Source organism: Achromobacter veterisilvae (assembly GCF_900496975.1).
Taxonomy (GTDB): Bacteria; Pseudomonadota; Gammaproteobacteria; order Burkholderiales; family Burkholderiaceae_B; genus Achromobacter; species Achromobacter veterisilvae.
Genome location: NZ_UFQC01000022.1, coordinates 65,726 through 78,994, shown reverse-complemented (window position 1 = coordinate 78,994; position 13,269 = coordinate 65,726). Strand labels below are relative to the sequence as shown.

General features: G+C 68.5%; 12 protein-coding genes. 5 read left to right on the top strand and 7 right to left on the bottom strand.

Annotated features, from left to right (window positions below; genetic code table 11):
- Positions 1-194 precede the first annotated feature (194 nt).
- From AVE30378_RS20055 to AVE30378_RS20035, 5 genes are all read left to right on the top strand, one after another.
- A complete protein-coding gene (locus AVE30378_RS20055) occupies positions 195-1,763 on the top strand; it encodes an AMP-binding protein (protein WP_129242619.1) in 1,569 nt (522 codons plus the stop codon).
- Positions 1,764-1,788: 25 nt separating this feature from the next.
- Complete coding sequence (locus tag AVE30378_RS20050; RefSeq protein ID WP_129242618.1) at positions 1,789-2,598, top strand: SDR family NAD(P)-dependent oxidoreductase; 810 nt, start codon at positions 1,789-1,791, stop codon at positions 2,596-2,598.
- Between the two features lie 29 nt (positions 2,599-2,627).
- Positions 2,628-3,602, top strand: a complete 975-nt coding sequence (locus AVE30378_RS20045) for a Bug family tripartite tricarboxylate transporter substrate binding protein (protein ID WP_129242617.1) — start codon at positions 2,628-2,630, stop codon at positions 3,600-3,602.
- A gap of 32 nt (positions 3,603-3,634) precedes the next feature.
- Positions 3,635-4,399, top strand: a complete 765-nt coding sequence (locus AVE30378_RS20040; RefSeq protein WP_129242616.1) for a citryl-CoA lyase — start codon at positions 3,635-3,637, stop codon at positions 4,397-4,399.
- Positions 4,400-4,669: 270 nt separating this feature from the next.
- On the top strand, positions 4,670-6,295 hold the full coding sequence (locus tag AVE30378_RS20035) for a methyl-accepting chemotaxis protein (RefSeq protein ID WP_129242615.1): 1,626 nt from the start codon (positions 4,670-4,672) through the stop codon (positions 6,293-6,295).
- 11 nt (positions 6,296-6,306) lie between these two features.
- On the opposite strand, the gene AVE30378_RS20030 is transcribed toward AVE30378_RS20035, so the two are convergent.
- The 7 genes from AVE30378_RS20030 to AVE30378_RS20000 all read right to left on the bottom strand — a co-directional run bounded on the left by AVE30378_RS20030 (position 6,307) and on the right by AVE30378_RS20000 (position 13,264).
- Positions 6,307-7,059, bottom strand: a complete 753-nt coding sequence (locus AVE30378_RS20030) for a sulfite exporter TauE/SafE family protein (RefSeq protein ID WP_129242614.1) — start codon at positions 7,057-7,059, stop codon at positions 6,307-6,309.
- 21 nt (positions 7,060-7,080) lie between these two features.
- Positions 7,081-8,061 (bottom strand): Bug family tripartite tricarboxylate transporter substrate binding protein, encoded by a 981-nt coding sequence (locus tag AVE30378_RS20025; protein WP_129242613.1) that lies wholly within the window; start codon positions 8,059-8,061, stop codon positions 7,081-7,083.
- A 103-nt stretch (positions 8,062-8,164) separates the two neighbouring features.
- Complete coding sequence (locus AVE30378_RS20020) at positions 8,165-8,884, bottom strand: fumarylacetoacetate hydrolase family protein (RefSeq protein ID WP_208742413.1); 720 nt, start codon at positions 8,882-8,884, stop codon at positions 8,165-8,167.
- A 132-nt stretch (positions 8,885-9,016) separates the two neighbouring features.
- On the bottom strand, positions 9,017-9,964 hold the full coding sequence (locus AVE30378_RS20015; RefSeq protein WP_129242612.1) for a helix-turn-helix transcriptional regulator: 948 nt from the start codon (positions 9,962-9,964) through the stop codon (positions 9,017-9,019).
- 101 nt (positions 9,965-10,065) lie between these two features.
- Positions 10,066-10,329, bottom strand: coding sequence for a hypothetical protein (locus AVE30378_RS20010; RefSeq protein ID WP_129242611.1), 264 nt, complete (start codon positions 10,327-10,329; stop codon positions 10,066-10,068).
- 62 nt (positions 10,330-10,391) lie between these two features.
- The gene (locus AVE30378_RS20005) at positions 10,392-11,909 is read right to left on the bottom strand and encodes a thymidine phosphorylase family protein (RefSeq protein WP_244235107.1); all 1,518 of its coding nucleotides are present in this window, start codon (positions 11,907-11,909) and stop codon (positions 10,392-10,394) included.
- Positions 11,906-13,264, bottom strand: coding sequence for an MBL fold metallo-hydrolase RNA specificity domain-containing protein (locus AVE30378_RS20000; RefSeq protein ID WP_129242610.1), 1,359 nt, complete (start codon positions 13,262-13,264; stop codon positions 11,906-11,908). The genes AVE30378_RS20005 and AVE30378_RS20000 overlap by 4 nt, the downstream gene beginning before the upstream one ends.
- Positions 13,265-13,269 lie beyond the last annotated feature (5 nt).

The window sequence follows — 13,269 nt, the reverse complement described above, 5'->3', positions numbered from 1 at the left end:
CAGCGCCGAAGTATAACCCAGGCCCGTTTACGGGGACGCCTCGCCGGGACCCGCTCCCGGCGCCTTTTTGATGCTGTTGATGAAACGATTCATTTGAGAATATACTCCGGGTTCGTTGATCAAATAAAGAATGTGGTGAAACGATGCCAACGACTTGCGTCGGGTCACCTCACCGCCCTCAGACAAGGACAGCAATGACTACACATCGTGCCCACATCGGCGGCACCATCGGCGACCTGATCATCCAGGCGATCGCGCGCTATCCGGACCGCGTGGCGTTCATCGATGAGCAGTCGCAGCTCAGCTATCGCCAGCTTGGCCGGCGCATCGGCCAGGCCATGGCGGCGTTCTCGGCGCTGGGGCTCAAGCGCGGCGACGGCGTCGCCCAACTGTCGGGAAACCGCAGCGACGTGTTCGTGGTGATGGCGGCCGCCTATCTGATGGGGCTGCGCTCGGTCACGCTGCATGGCATGGGCGGACTGGACGACCACGCGTACATCGTCCGGGACGCCGAGGCATGTTTCTTCATCGCCGACAGCGGCTACCGGGAGCGGCTGGACGCGCTGCGCGAGCACTGCCCCGCCGTGCGCCATTGGTATTCGCACGACGGCGGCATGGCGGGCCAGGCCTCCTTCTGGGAGTACGCGCAGGAACTGGAGCCCGCGCCGCTGCGCGTGACGGCCGAGGCCGATGACGTGATCCGCCTTGCCTATACCGGCGGCACCACGGGCAAGCCGAAAGGCGTCATGCTGACCAACCGCTCGATGTGGATGCAGGCCGTGCTTCTGCTGGCGGCTCGCCAGTTGCCGGCGGAACTGCGCCTGCTGTGCCCCACGCCGATTTCGCATGGCGCCGGCGCGATGCTGGTTCCCACGCTCTGGCGCGGGGGAACCGTCATCCTGCAGCGGGGCTTCGACCCCGAGAAATACATCGCGGCGCTGCAGGAGCACCGGGCTTCATTCAGCTTCCTGGTGCCCACCATGGTCTACGCCATCCTGGATCATCCGCGCAGCAGGACGGCCGACTTTTCGTCGCTGCGCCTCCTGTCGTACGGCGCGTCGCCCATGGCCCCCGCGCGCATCGAGGAAGCCCTGCGCGTGTTCGGTCCGGTGCTGGTGCAGAGCTACGGCCAGACCGAAAGCCCCAGCAACATCCTGTTCCTGTCCCAGGAAGACCATGTCCGCACCGACGTCGACACGCTGGGCTCCGCGGGCATGCCCTATCCGGGCGTGACGGTGGAATTGCTGGACGACCAGGACCAGCCCGTGGAGGCGGGCGCGATAGGCGAACTGTGCGTGCGCAGTCCGCTGGTCATGGAGGGCTACTGGAAGCAGCCGGAACTGACGGCCGAGGTCCTGCGCAATGGCTGGCTGCACACGGGCGACATGGCTTATCGCGATCCGCATGGCTACTACTTCCTCGTCGATCGCAAGAAGGACATGATCATCTCGGGCGGCTTCAATGTCTATCCGAAGGAAATCGAAAACGTGTTGGCGGCGCACCCCGCCGTGGCCGCGGCGGCCGTGATCGGCGTGCCCGACGAGAAATGGGGCGAAGCGGTCAAGGCGGTGGTGGTGCTGCGCGCCGAGGGCTCCGCCACCGAAGAGGAACTGAAGGCGGCCGTGCGCAGCGCAAAGGGGCCCGTCAACACGCCCAAGTCGATCGACTTCGTGCAGGCGCTGCCGCTGACTACGCTGGGCAAGCACGACAAGAATCAATTGCGCGCCCGCTATTGGGGCGATCGCGCGCGCAGGATCAACTAATGCAAATGCACACCAGGGGAAGACAATGAGCAGGGACATCCAGGCCGCCGAGCGGTCGCTTGAAGGCCGCGTGGCCATCGTGACGGGCGCCGGTTCGCGCGCCGACGGCATAGGCAATGGCAGGGCCGCCGCGGTCCTGCTGGCGCGCGACGGCGCCCGAGTGGCGTTGATCGACGCGGTCGAGGAATGGGCTGACGTCACGCGGCGCATGATCGAGGACGAGGGCGGGGAGGCGCTGGTCCTGCCCTGCGACGTGAGCATCGACGCGCAGTGCGCCCAGGCCGCGCAGCAGGTCCGGCAGCGCTGGGGGCGCGTGGACATCCTGGTCAACAACGTGGGCGTGGGCGGTCCGGCCGGCAATGCGGTCGATCTGGATCTGCAGGAGTGGGACCGGGCCCTGCGCACGAATATCACGTCGATGATGCTGATGGCGCGCCATTGCATTCCGGCAATGCGCGAGCAGGGGCGCGGCGCCATCGTGAACGTGGCGTCGGTGGCGGGCCTGATGGGCGGGCATCCCAGCCTGCTGTATCCGACTTCGAAGGGAGCGGTGGTCAACATGACCCGCGCCATGGCGGCGCATCATGGGGAAGAGGGAATCCGCGTCAACTGCGTGGCGCCCGGCATGGTGCACACGCCCATGGTGTACGCGCGGGGCATGTCGGACGAAAAGCGCGAAATCCGCCGCAAGCGCTCGCTGCTGTGCACCGAGGGAAACGGCTGGGACGTCGGGCACGCCATCCGCTATCTCGCCAGCGACGAAGCGCGCTGGGTGACGGGCGCGATCCTGCCGGTGGACGCGGGCACCACCGCGGGACGCCATTCCTATCAATAAGTCCGCGCGGAATCGCGCAGGAGAAAAAAATGAAACACTGGAGCAAAACACTTCTGGCCGTGGCCGCGGCCGCCTTTCTGATCGCGCCGCAGGCCCGCGCGCAAGACTACCCCAGCCGCAGCCTCACGCTGGTCGTGCCGTTCGCGGCCGCCGGCATCTCCGACAACCAGTCGCGCCTGTTGGCGCGCAAGCTGGCCGATATCCTGGGCCAGCCGGTGGTGGTGGAGAACCGGCCGGGCGCCAGCGGCATGATCGGCGCCGAGGCGGTGGCGCACGCCAAGCCGGACGGCTACACGATGCTGTACGGAACCCACGGCACCCAGGCGGCCAACCTGGCGCTGTTCGACAATGTGCGCATCGACCCGCCCAAGGACCTGCGCGCGGTGCATTCGCTGTTTCGCCAGTCGACCGTGCTGGTGGCCAATGCCGCCACGCCGTACCGCAGCCTGGATGACCTGGTCCAGGCGGCCAGGCAACGGCCGGGTTCGGTGAACTATGCATCGGCCGGCTCCGGCACGCAGACCCATCTGGCGGCGGCCAAGCTGCAATCGGCGGCCGGCATTTCCATGACGCACGTGCCCTACAAGGGCGCGGGGCCGGCGCTGTCCGACGTGTTGGCGGGCAATGTGGAGATCATGTTCAGTTATCCCGAGTCGGTAAGCCAGCACGTCGCCGCGGGCAAGCTGCGCGCGCTGGCGGTGGCGGGCACGAGCCGCCTGGACGCCATGCCGACGGTGCCCACCATGGCCGAGGCCGGCTATCCGGACGCCGCGCTGGAAGGTTGGTCGGGGGTATTCGTGCCGGCGGGCACGCCGGATGCCGTGGTGGCCAGGCTGGCGGACGCGATCGGACAAGTCACCCGGGCGCAGGACGTCGTGGCCGCGATGGCGGCCATCAGCAGCTTCCCCATGGGCCTTTCCGACCGCGAATTCCAGCGCTTCGCGGAAGATGAGGTGCCGCGTTGGAAAGCCGTCGTGCGCCAATCGGGCGCGCGCCTGGAATGACCGGCCGATCCACATTCGAAAAAGGAAGGAATATGTTCAAGAGCGATATCGGCGGCGGCGATGCCGACCACATCAGCATCAGAGGCTATGACCTTGTCGAGGACCTGATCGACAAGCGCGACTTCATCGACGTTCTGTGCCTGACCGTGCTGGGCAGTTTTCCGGACGCCAACCAACGCCGCATGATCAATATGTTCCTGGTGACCGCGGCGGACCACGGCCTGACGCCCAGCGCCCTGGCGACGCGCCTGACCCTGCATGGCGCTCCCGAATCCATGCAGGGGGCGGTGGCGGCCGGGCTGCTGGGCGCGGGCAGCCGCTACCTGGGCGTGGTGGAATACGCGGCGCGGTTCCTGCAGCAGGCCGCCGCGGATTTCGACGGTTCGGACGAGGACGCCGAGGCGATGGCCGCGCACGCCGAGCGCGTGGTGGCGCGCGAGCGCGAGGCGCGCAGGCGCATCCCCGGCATAGGGCATCCCATCCATGTAGATGCCGACCCCCGCTCCAACAAAATACTGGCGGTGGCCACGGACTGCGGCTACTACGGCAGGCACTGCCGCTATGTGCTGGCCCTGGCCGGCGCCGCCAGCCGCGTGTTCGGCAAACCGGTGCCGCTGAACGCCACGGGCGCCAAGGCGGCCGTGTTGCTCGACATGCATCTCACCCCCGAATTCGGCAAGGGCATGACGCTGATCGGCCGGGTGGCGGGGCTGATCGCCCACGTCATCGAGGAACGCGAGCAGCCGATTTCCCAGGCGCTCTGGGACGTGGCCAGCGGGAAGCGGAACGCTGGCTGACGGGCGGCGGCCGTTAGCGCGGCCGCCTGATCGCCCGCCAATACTGCCGGACCGCGGACCCGGGCCGGTGCCGGATCCGGGCATGCCGGACCATCGGCGGCGCGGCTTCTTTGCGGATTCGCAAAGAATAGTCACAAAAATCTTGCCAAATATTACATTGAATCTAAACTAGGGTTTTCCCGTGGTGTGATGTTCTGTGAAGTGCGCGTGTGGTAGTAGCCCGATTGCATGGCGACGGCTGGAGATCGACACCTCTGACCCTGGAAACCCATGACAATCCTCCGCATCAATTTCCGCAATTTTTCCATTGGCGCCCGGCTGGCGTCGGGCTTTGGCGCCGTGCTCGTCCTGTTGCTGGTCCTGGCCGGCCTGGCGCAGTACGAGCTTGCGCACATCGGCGGCATCAACCAGGCGATCACCCAGCAAACCTGGACCAAGGCCAGCGCCATATCGATCATCGACGTCACGACGCGCGCCAATGCGCGCGCCAATCTGGAATTGATCGTCAATGCCGACCCGGCTGCCGCCGATAAGCTCTTTCTTCAGATCGACGCGAACCGCAAGGTGATCGACCAGGCGCTGGCGACGCTGCGGCCGCTGTTCACGGCGGCAGATGAGAGCGCGAGGCTGCGGACGCTGGAAGAGATGCGCGGCCGCTACGTCAAATCCTTCCAGTCCGTGGGCGCGCTGGTGAAAAGCGGCGACCGGGAGGCGGCGCGCCAGCGTCTGCTGAAGGAGACGCTGCCTTTTCTCGACAGCCTGCAGGGCCGCATCGTCGAGTTTTCCAGGCTGCTGTCCGCCGAAATGAACGAAGCCGGCATCGCCAGCGAGGAGGTCGCGCGCAAGGCCGAGCGGCTGAATCTGGCCCTGTCGAGTATCGCCCTGATCCTGGGCGCGCTCTTCGCCTGGCGGGTCACCCGGTCCATTACCGTGCCGCTCGCGCGGGCCGTCAAGGCGGCTGAAAGCGTGGCGGCCGGCGACCTGGGCCAGCGCATCGCAGCGGACTCCAAGGATGAAACCGGGCGCCTGCTGCATGCCCTGCACGATATGCAGGAAAAGCTGGCCAGCGCCGTGCGCGCCATCCGGCATGGATCGGAGACGATCTCCAGCGCCTCGGGCCAGATCGCCGCGGGCAACGCCGACCTGTCCAGCCGCACCGAAGAGCAGGCGGCGTCATTGGAAGAGACCGCCGCGTCGATGGAGGAACTTGCATCGACCGTGAAGCAGAACGCCGACAACGCCGCCCGGGCCGATCAGCTCGCGGCCAGCGCTTCCACCATTGCCCAACGCGGCGGTGCCGCCGTATCCGCCGTGGTCGGCACCATGGAAGACATCTCCGCCAGTTCGCGCAAGATATCCGAGATCGTGTCGGTCATCGACGCCATCGCGTTCCAGACCAACATCCTGGCGCTCAACGCGGCGGTCGAGGCGGCGCGCGCGGGCGAACAGGGCAAGGGTTTCGCGGTCGTCGCGGGCGAAGTGCGGTCGTTGGCGCAGCGCAGCGCGCAGGCCGCCAGGGAGGTCAAGGCCTTGATCGAGGACTCCGCCGGCAAGGTCGCCGATGGATCGCGCCAAGTGGAAGAGGCCGGCGCCACGATGCGGGAGGTGGTGGGTGCCGTGAAGCGCGTGACCGACATCATGGGCGAGATCGCGGCGGCTTCGCAGGAACAGGCCGGCGGCATCGACCAAGTGAACCGCGCCGTATCGCAGATGGACGAGGTGACGCAGCAGAACGCCGCCCTGGTCGAGGAAGCCGCCGCCGCGGCGGGCTCCCTGCAGGACCAGGCGCGCGAGCTGGTCCTCGCAGTGGGCGTTTTCCGGCTGGCGGAAGACGTTCAGCGCCGGGATCCGGGCGACGCCACGCTGCAAGGGCGGGGCAGGCTGATGCTGGCGTAAGGGGCGGGGGCCTACCAGAACAGCGCCGCCGTCATGGCCAGGCCGACCGCGATCACGCCGCGCCGTACCGCCGCCACCGGCAGGCGATGGGCCAGGCGGCCGCCCGCCCAGCCGCCCAGCGCGCCGGCGATCATCATGGGCATGGCGCGAGGCCAGTCTATGGCGCCGCCGGCCGCGTACACGCAGGCGGCCATCAGCGTGAGCACGGCCGAGGCCCAGTTCTTGGCCTGGTTCATGGCATGCAGATCGCGGTGCCCGGCCAGCGCGAACAGCGCCAGCAGCAGGATGCCCATGCCGCCGTTGAAATAGCCGCCGTACACGCTGGCGGCGAACAGCCCGGCCCGCAATCCGGCGGCCGACGCCGTGGCTTCGGGCGCAGCCCCGCGGGCCCGGCGCGCGATCCAGGCAGGCCCGCCCATGAACAGCAGGGTCGCCAGCAGCATCATCCAGGGCACGATGCCGCGCAGGGCCGCGTCGCCGGTACGTGTCAGCAGATAAGCGCCCAGCGCTCCCCCCGCGCAGGACAGAATAGCCAGTTCGCCCAGCGGCATCAGTCCCTGCCCGCCGGCGCGGCCGCGGCCCAGCGACAAGGCGCCCGCCAGATAGCCCGGCAGCAGCGCGACCGCTCCCGTGGCATTGGCCGAGACGGCCGGCACGCCGGCGAACATCAGCGCGGGCAGGGTCAGGAAACTGCCCCCGCCCGCGATCGTATTGAGCCCGCCGCCGACGAAGGCGGCGGCGCACAGCAACAGGGTTTCCATCATGCCGTTCCCGCGCCGTCCTCCTCAATCGACCTGCAGGCCGATGCGCTTGACGACGTCGCCCCACTTGGCCACGTCCTCGCGGATCAACTGGCGCAAGGCCTCGGGGGTGCCGGGATCCGGCTCGGCGCCCTGGGCCGACAGCGTTTCATGCGCCGCCGGATCCTTGAGCGCCAGGCCGACTTCCAGATTCAGCTTCTCGATGACGGCCGAAGGCGTGCCGGCCGGCGCGAACAGCGCGAACCACGATCCCGACTCGAAGCCGGGCACGCCCTGCTCGGCGATGGTGGGCACGTCGGGCAGGGCCTGGGAGCGGTGCGCGGACGTCACCGCGATCGCCCTGGCCTTGCCCGCCTTGATCTGCGGCAGCGCCGAACTGATGTTGTCGGCCAGCAGTTGGACCTGTCCGCCCGTCAGCGCCACCAGCGCCGGATTGCCGCCCTGGAAAGGCACGTGCATCATGTCCACGCCCGTCCTCATCTTGAACAGCTCCATGCCCAGGTGGCCGGGCGTGCCGTTGCCGGCCGAGCTGAAATTCAGCTTCCCGGGATTGCGCTTGGCGTATGCGATCAGCTCGGGGATGTCCTTGACCGGCACCGAGGGATGCACCATCACGACCTGCGGCACCCGCGCCACCAGCGATATGGCCTCGAAGTCCTTCAGCGGGTCGTAGTTCAGGTTGCGGTGCGTGGTCGCGGCGATGGCGTGCGAGGCGTTCGTGCCCATGACCAGCGTGTAGCCGTCGGGCGCGGCGCGCGCCGCCAGCCTCGCGCCCACGGTGCCTCCCGCGCCCGCGCGGTTCTCGATGACGAAGGCCTGTCCCAGCTTGCCCGACAACTGCTTGCCGAGCTGGCGGGCCAGCAGGTCGCTCGCCCCGCCCGCGGCAAAAGGCACGATGGTGGTGACCGCCCGCGACGGATAGTCCTGCGCCTGCGCGCCGCCGGCCATGCCGGCAGCCAGCGCCACGGACGCGGCCAGGTGGTGCAATACTCGAGTCGTCTTCATTTGTCTCTCTCCATTATTGTTGCCGCCGGATCGGCCGGGGGCCGGGACGGCCCTTCCGGCGGCGGTCCGGCGCGGGGAATTGCCCCTGGCCCGCGGTTCGCGGCTAGCGCGCCGCCACGATGGACACATCCAGCTCCGGCAGCCCGGCGACGCGCCCGAGCAGGCGGTCGCCGACCCGCACCGCGCCCACGCCCGCCGGCGTGCCGGTGTAGATCAGGTCGCCCGGCATCAGGCGGTATTGGCGCGAGAGCTGCACGATGATCTCCGGCACGTTCCAGATCATCTTTTCCAGTTCGGACTGCTGCGCGATCCGGCCGTTTAGCTCCAGCGTCAACGGCCCGCTCAGCACGTGTCCGCCGGTTTCCACCGGCAGGATCGTGCCGCAGGGCGCGGAGGCGTCGAAGGATTTGCCGACTTCCCACGGACGCCCTTCGCGGAAGGCCTCGCGCTGGCGGTCGCGCCGCGTCATGTCCAGGCCCACGGCGTAGCCGAGCACGGCGGACAGCGCCTGGGCGGGATCGGGATCGGGCGTGCGCCCGATGGCGATGACCAGTTCGAGTTCGAACTGGAAGTCCTCGGTCAGGACGGGATAGGGAACCTTGCCGTCCGTGACGATCGCGTCGGCGGGCTTCTGGAAAAAGAAGGGTGGGTCGCGCTCGTCGCCTTCCTTCATTTCGCGGATGTGCTCGATGTAGTTGCGGCCGACGCAGTATATGCGCCGCACCGTGAAGGGCTGGCCGCGTCCGGCCACGGGCACGGTAACGGGCGAGACGACGGGCAGGGGCAGCGCAACGGCGTCCCTGGCTGTGGCGGGGTGGTTCATGAAGCTCCTTTCGGCTTGCCCCGCGCCATGGCGGCGCGGGCGATGCACGAATGTTGCGCGAAAGGAGGGCGGGGCCGTTAGACGGCGGACTGTCCTAAAACCGGACAAACTTGCGCAGTCGCCGCCGCATGCTCAGCACGGCCCGTGCTGGCGCAACTGGCGGCGGAAGGCGGTGGGGCTGGCCTGCTCGAGCAGCCGGAACCGGCGCCCGAAATACGCCTCGTCGGAAAACCCGCAGCGAAATGCGATCTCCTTGACCGACAGGCTGGTGTGCAGCAGCAGTTCGCGCGCCAGCGACATGCGCCGGGCCGTGAGGTATTCCACGAAGGTCTGGCCCGTCTCGCGCTTCAGCAGGTGGGCCAGGTAGGTGGGCGAGAGGTGGATGGCGGCCGCCGCGTCGGTCAGCGACACGGGCTGGTCCAGGCGGTCTTTCAGAAAGGCGCGCAGCCGCGCCAGAGCCGGGTTGCGGGCCTGGCCCGAGGCGGGCATCGCCGCCAGCGCCGCCAGCGCCTCGCCGTACTCGCGCCACACCAGGCCGATCAGTTGCAGCAGGTAGGCGCGGATCAGGATGGCCGAGCCGCTGGCCCGGCGCGCGTCCTCGGCGGCGATTTCGCGGCACAGGCTTTCGACCTGCGCCAGCGTCGCTCCGTCGAGCCGGAAGTCCAGTTGCTCCTGGAAGCGGAAGGGCGCTAGCTCCGGCGCGCGCTCGATGGGCAGATCCTGGAGATCGAGCGCATCCACGTCCAGGGACGGCAGCAGATAGCCGAGGCTGGCGTTGAGAATGTAGTAGCGGCTGCCCGGCACGGTCGGGATGAAGTGCGTCTTGTAGGGCAGGATGAAGCACACGGTGCCTGGGGTCACCGCGCGCCGCGCGTCGCCGATGGCGTGCTGCGTTTCGCCGGCCAGTTGCACGTGGATCTGCAGGTATTCGTGGCGGTGCGCCGCGGGGTTGGGCAGGGCGGTGCGTTCGTCGCGGATGCCGAAGTCGCCGTGCAGCGAACGCTCGGACATCTTGTAATTGCTCAGCGGCAGATCGCGCGCGTGGCGCGCGGATGGGGCGGGGGCGGTGGACGGTGCCATGCAGGGATCCGAAGACGGAACGACAGGCCAGCCGCCATTCTGCGCGACGCGCGCGGCGCGGGCAAGTCCGCGCGGCGCGTCGCGGGAGGGCGCGAGCCGCGCTAGAAGCGCGGATTCTTGCCGAAGGGCACTTCGTCCTCCGTCGGCTTTTCGAACGCGGCGGTATCGCCGTTCAGGTCGGCGACGTGGATCTGCGCGAGGCGCGTCGCCTCTTCGATCGCGATCTGCGCCGAAGGGAAACGCTCATCCACGGCGATCCGCTCTTCGGCCGCGCCGGCCGGGGGAACGAGCGTGTAGCCGATGCGCCAAGCGCCGTTCTCATGGACCGGATGCTCGATCTGGAAATCCCACTTTGCCTGTTCCATGGTGCCTCCTGTCGACAATACATGCTACCGCGGTCGATGTGGCCCCTAAAAACCGCGCGCCCTCAGGCTTCGATGGTCATGATGTCGCCCGCGTGGCGCGCATATTCCAGCGCATAGGCCATTTCGCTGCGGGTCTGGGCATGCAGGAAGAGCCAGGGCTGTCCGCGCGCGACTTCATCGCCCAGCCGCGCATGCAGCGACACGCCGGCGGCGGGCCGTTCCGGCGCGCCGGCCAGCTTGGCGAGCCGCGATAGCTTGCGGTTGTCGATGTGGGTCACGCGGCCGGCATGCCGCGTGTAGAGGGGTTCGACGTGCGCGGCCTTCGGCGGCTCGCGCAGCCCGCCCTGGGCCGCGCAGATGCGCTGGAATTTCTCCCAGGCCCGGCCGCTTTCCAGCGTTTTCAGAGCCAGTTCGACGCCCAGCCCCGGCGCTGCCGCGCCGCCCACTTCCAGCACGGCGCCGGCCACCAGCGCGGCGCGTTCGCGCAGGTCTTGCGGCTGGTCGGCGTCGTTGCGCAGGACGGCCAGCACGTCGAGGGCTTCCAGCGCCGGGCCGATGCCCCGGCCGACCGGCTGGCTGCCGTCGGTGAACAGGCAGCGCAAGGTCAGGCCGAAGCGGGAGGCGGTCTCGGTGAGATGGCCGGCGAGGCGCTCGGCGGCCTCGTGGCTGCGGATCTTGGCGGTGGGGCCCACCGGGATGTCGATCACCACGTGCGTGGCGCCCGCGGCGATCTTCTTGGACAGCACCGAGGCGATCAACTGGCCTTCGGTGTCGATGTCGAGTTCGCGCTCCACGCGCACGAAAATGTCGTCGGCCGGGCTCAGGCGCATGGCGCCGCCCCAGGCGACGCAGCCGCCTTCGGTCTCGACGACTTTCTGCAGTTGTTCCATGCCCAGTTCCACCGGGGCCAGCATCTCCATGGTGTCGGCGGTGCCGGCCGGCGAGGTGATCGCGCGCGACGAGGTCTTGGGCATGACCAGGCCGTTGGCCGCGGCGATGGCGACCGCGAGCGGGGTGGTGCGGTTGCCGGGAAGCCCGCCCACGCAGTGCTTGTCCACGACGACGGGGGCGTTCCAGCGCAGGCGGTCGCCGACGTCGACCATGGCGCGCGTCAGGAAGATGGTTTCGTCGAGGCTCAGCGGCAGCGTGGCCGTGGCGGTCAGGAAGGCCGACAGGTGCACGTCCGTATAGCGGCCGTGCACCACGTCCCGCACGATCGCCGCAAGATCCTCCTCGCCCAGGCGGCGGCCGTAGATGCGCTGGCGCACCCCGGCCAGGGATTCGAGCACCGGCGGGTGCCTGACGTTCACGCTGTCGCCGTCGTGTATGCCCAGCGCGTCCCAGGCTTCTTCCGATAGCGCCACTTCGTCGGGCGCGAGCAGATCGCTGTCGATCTGGTAGAGCTGGGCCTGGACTTCGTGGCCGTCCGAAACGATAAGGACCTGAGAACGGGAGGACAGGCCTTCGGAACGGCAGACGTGGCAGTCGGCGCGCATCAGCGCGATGGGCTGATGCTGCGCGTGCAGGCGCATGCGCGTGGCGCGCAGGGCGGGCGGCTTGAGTTCCGGAATGCTGCTCAAAGCTCGTGCTCCTGGCCTTGCAGCGGCACGGTGGCATGCCAGTTGAGTTCGCGCCCGATGCGTTCGCGCAGGGCCTCGGATGCCTCCGGCTCGCCATGGACGATGAAGACCCGCCGGGGCGCGTCCTGAAAGCCCGAAAGCCAGCGCATGAGTTCGTCGCTGTCGGCGTGAGCCGACAGCATGGGCAGTTCGGTGACTTCGGCGTTGATCGGCGTCCACTGTCCGTAGATCTTGGTTTCGGTGGCGCCGTCGAGCAGCTTGCGCCCGCGCGTGCCGGCGGCCTGGAAGCCCGAGAACAGCAGTGTATTGCGGTGGTCGGTGCCGAAGGCGGCGATGTGGTGCAGCACCCGGCCGCCGGTCGCCATGCCGCTGGCCGAGATGATGACCTTGGGGTAGCGGTTGGCCGACAGCGCCTTGGATTCCTCGACGTCGCGCACGTAGATCACGGCGGAGCAGGCGGCCTCGCAATCGCGCGAAGAGAGCTTGTGTTCGTCGGCGTGCCGATGCAGCAGTTCGGTGGCGCTGGTCGCCATGGGGCTGTCGAGATAGACGGGGACGTTCTGCAGCCGGCCCGCCTGGCGCAGCTTCCAGAGCGCGTAGATCAAGGTCTGCGCCCGGCCCACGGCAAAGGCGGGAATGACGACGGTGCCGCCGCGCTGCACGGTGCGGTCGATGACCGCGCCCAGGGCTTCGACGGGATCGGCGGGGTCGTGGCGCCGGTTGCCGTAGGTGGATTCGATGACGATGTAATCGGCTTGCCGGACGGCTTCGGGGTCGTGCAGCACCGGGTCGTTGTAGCGGCCCAGATCGCCGGAGAAGACCACGCGCATGCCCGCGATATCGATCTGCGCGGTGGTCGCGCCCAGGATGTGGCCGGCGCGGCGCAGCGTCAGCTTCGCGCCGCCGGGCAAGGCGGTTTCCTGGTGCAGCGCGACGTCGGAAAAGCGCGCCATCGCGCGTTCGGCGTCGACGACGCGATAGAGCGGCAGCGCCGGCTTGTGTTTGGAGTAGCCCTTGCGGTTGGCGAAGTCCGCGTCTTTTTCCTGAAGGCTGGCGCTGTCCAGCAGGATCAGCTCGGCGACATCGCGGGTGGCGGGCGTGGCGTGGATCTTGCCCTTGAATCCGTCGATGACCAGCCGCGGCAGATAGCCGCAATGATCGAGATGGGCGTGGGTGAGCACCACCGCGTCGATGTCGGCCGGCGACAGGGGGAGGCGCTGCCAATTGAGTTCACGCAGGTTCTTCAGGCCCTGGAACAGGCCGCAGTCGATCAGCAGGCGCGTGTCTCCGTGGGTCAGGAGGTGTTTGGATCCGGTAACGGTGCTGGCGCCGCCAAGGCAGGTCAGTGAGAGCATGGTTT

Coding starts and splice junctions, on each gene's coding strand:
- AVE30378_RS20000 (WP_129242610.1), bottom strand. CDS start 13,264: ATGCTCTCACTGACCTGCCTTGGCGGCGCCAGCACCGTTACCGGATCC.
- AVE30378_RS20020 (WP_208742413.1), bottom strand. CDS start 8,884: ATGAACCACCCCGCCACAGCCAGGGACGCCGTTGCGCTGCCCCTGCCC.
- AVE30378_RS20010 (WP_129242611.1), bottom strand. CDS start 10,329: ATGGAACAGGCAAAGTGGGATTTCCAGATCGAGCATCCGGTCCATGAG.
- AVE30378_RS20030 (WP_129242614.1), bottom strand. CDS start 7,059: ATGATGGAAACCCTGTTGCTGTGCGCCGCCGCCTTCGTCGGCGGCGGG.
- AVE30378_RS20055 (WP_129242619.1), top strand. CDS start 195: ATGACTACACATCGTGCCCACATCGGCGGCACCATCGGCGACCTGATC.
- AVE30378_RS20015 (WP_129242612.1), bottom strand. CDS start 9,964: ATGGCACCGTCCACCGCCCCCGCCCCATCCGCGCGCCACGCGCGCGAT.
- AVE30378_RS20025 (WP_129242613.1), bottom strand. CDS start 8,061: ATGAAGACGACTCGAGTATTGCACCACCTGGCCGCGTCCGTGGCGCTG.
- AVE30378_RS20040 (WP_129242616.1), top strand. CDS start 3,635: ATGTTCAAGAGCGATATCGGCGGCGGCGATGCCGACCACATCAGCATC.
- AVE30378_RS20045 (WP_129242617.1), top strand. CDS start 2,628: ATGAAACACTGGAGCAAAACACTTCTGGCCGTGGCCGCGGCCGCCTTT.
- AVE30378_RS20035 (WP_129242615.1), top strand. CDS start 4,670: ATGACAATCCTCCGCATCAATTTCCGCAATTTTTCCATTGGCGCCCGG.
- AVE30378_RS20050 (WP_129242618.1), top strand. CDS start 1,789: ATGAGCAGGGACATCCAGGCCGCCGAGCGGTCGCTTGAAGGCCGCGTG.